Origin of the sequence: Nonomuraea lactucae (assembly GCF_003313395.1) — a bacterium.
Lineage (GTDB): Bacteria > Actinomycetota > Actinomycetes > Streptosporangiales > Streptosporangiaceae > Nonomuraea > Nonomuraea lactucae.
Genome location: NZ_QNFZ01000161.1, coordinates 1 through 1933, shown reverse-complemented (window position 1 = coordinate 1933; position 1933 = coordinate 1). Strand labels below are relative to the sequence as shown.

The following is a 1933-nucleotide window of genomic DNA, read 5'->3' as shown; positions in this document are numbered from 1 at the left end:
CCACGCGGCGCGCGCGTGCGACCCCTCGGGGAAAGCCGCTCCCGGCGTACCGCCCGATCCCGCGTGGGCCGAGCTGGACGCCGAGGCCGACGCCAGGACCGCCTCGCCCGCCCAGCGCGACGCCTCCAGGATCCAGGGCAGGCTGCTGCTCCGGGTGGCCCGCCGGGTCTGGCCCTCCCCCGCCCTCGACGGCCTGGCCCTGTCCGTCCCCGAGCCCCACCACCCCGTCACTCTGGGCGTCACGGCGTACGCGGCGGGGGCGTCACCGGAGGACGCCGCCCTGGCGGCGGCCTACCACGCCGTCACCGGCTCGGCGACCGCGGCGGTCCGCCTCCTGGGGCTCGACCCGGTGGAGGTCCACCGGCTGCTCGCCGGCCTCTCCCCCGACCTCTCCGCGACCGCCGCGCTCACCGCCGTCACCGGCTGGGCGGGACTGCCCGCCCACTCCGCCCCGGGCCTGGACCTTCTGGCCGAGAGCCACGCACGGGCCGGGACCCGGTTGTTCGTCTCCTAGGAAAGGAACCCATGATGGGCGCCAACCATGAGGATCACCACCACGCACCCGACGGCCGCGAGCGCGCCCTGCGCCTGGGCATCGGCGGCCCGGTGGGAAGCGGCAAGACGGCCCTGGTGGCGGCGCTGTGCCGCGTGCTCGGCCCGTCGCTGAGCCTTGGCGTGGTGACCAACGACATCTACACCACCGAGGACGCCGACTTCCTGCGCCGGGCGGGTGTGCTCGACGAGGACCGCATCCTCGCCGTGGAGACCGGATGCTGCCCCCACACGGCCATCCGCGACGACATCGCCGCCAACCTCGACGCCGTGGAGACCCTGGAGCACCGGTTCGGCCCGCTGGACGTCGTCATCGTGGAGAGCGGCGGCGACAACCTGACCGCGACGTTCAGCCGTGGGCTGGTGGACCGGCAGGTGTTCGTCCTCGACGTGTCGGGCGGCGACAAGGTGCCCCGCAAGGGCGGGCCCGGCGTGACCACGGCCGACCTCCTCGTCATCAACAAGACCGACCTGGCGCCGCTGGTCGGCGCCGACCTCGGTGTCATGGCCCGCGACGCGGCGGCGGTGCGCGGGGACCGGCCGGTCGTGTTCACCTCGATCAGGCGGGAGCCGTCGGTGCCCGACGTGGCGGCCTGGGTCTCCGCACAGGTGCGGGAGTGGGCCCAGGCTGATCATGCCGGTGTCCGCGTCTCCCTCCATGTCGGGCTCCATGTCGGGCTCCATGTCGGGCTCCATGTCCGGCTCCATGTCCGGGGCCTCGTGCGGGTCTGCGGCGCCGATGCGGGCCCGTGCCGCGGTGGCGACCGCCCTGTACGCGGGGCGGACCGCCATCCCGGTGCTGAGCTCGTCGCCGCCGCTGACGTTCCGCCAGACGGGGCCGCACGCCGTACACCTGGTCTCGACGGCGGCGGCCCCGCTCGGCGGCGACGTCCTCGAAGTGGACCTCGACGTGACCCCCGGCACCACGCTCGACGTGGGCTCGGTGGCGAGCACCGTGGTGCTGCCCGGGCGGGGCGAGTCGACCATGCTGATCACCGCACGGGTGGGCGCCGGGGCCACGCTCCGCTTCACCCCGGAGCCGACCGTGCTGGCCGCGGGCTGCGACCACCGGATGCTGGTACGGCTGGAGCTGGCGGAGGGCGCGCACGTGTTCTGGCGCGAGGAGATCGTCTTCGGCAGGTACGGCGAGGCGCCCGGCCGCTGCCACGCCCGCTTCGACGCCACCCGTGCCGGACGCCCGCTGCTCAGGCAGGAGTTCACGGTGGGCGACCCGGCCCTCGACGCCTCCACGGCCGTCTACGGCGACGCCCGCTGCCTCGGCACCACGCTCGTCACCGGTCCGGACCCCGGCCGCCGGGAGGCGGTGGTCGGCGCGGGCGTCGCCGTGCTGCCGCTGGCCGGGCCCGGCACCCTGGTGTCG

At 75.5% G+C, this 1933-nt stretch carries 2 protein-coding genes and 1 pseudogene; all 3 read left to right on the top strand.

What is annotated here, in order from left to right; all coding sequences use genetic code 11:
- On the top strand, positions 1-514 hold a 514-nt coding region (locus DQW85_RS10840; protein ID WP_113700218.1), incomplete at its 5' end, for an urease accessory protein UreF.
- 11 nt (positions 515-525) lie between these two features.
- A pseudogene (gene ureG / locus DQW85_RS10835) lies at positions 526-1098 on the top strand (urease accessory protein UreG); the annotation flags it as partial.
- Positions 1099-1291: 193 nt separating this feature from the next.
- A partial coding sequence (locus DQW85_RS10830; RefSeq protein WP_162794886.1) for an urease accessory protein UreD occupies positions 1292-1933 on the top strand: 642 nt, incomplete at its 3' end.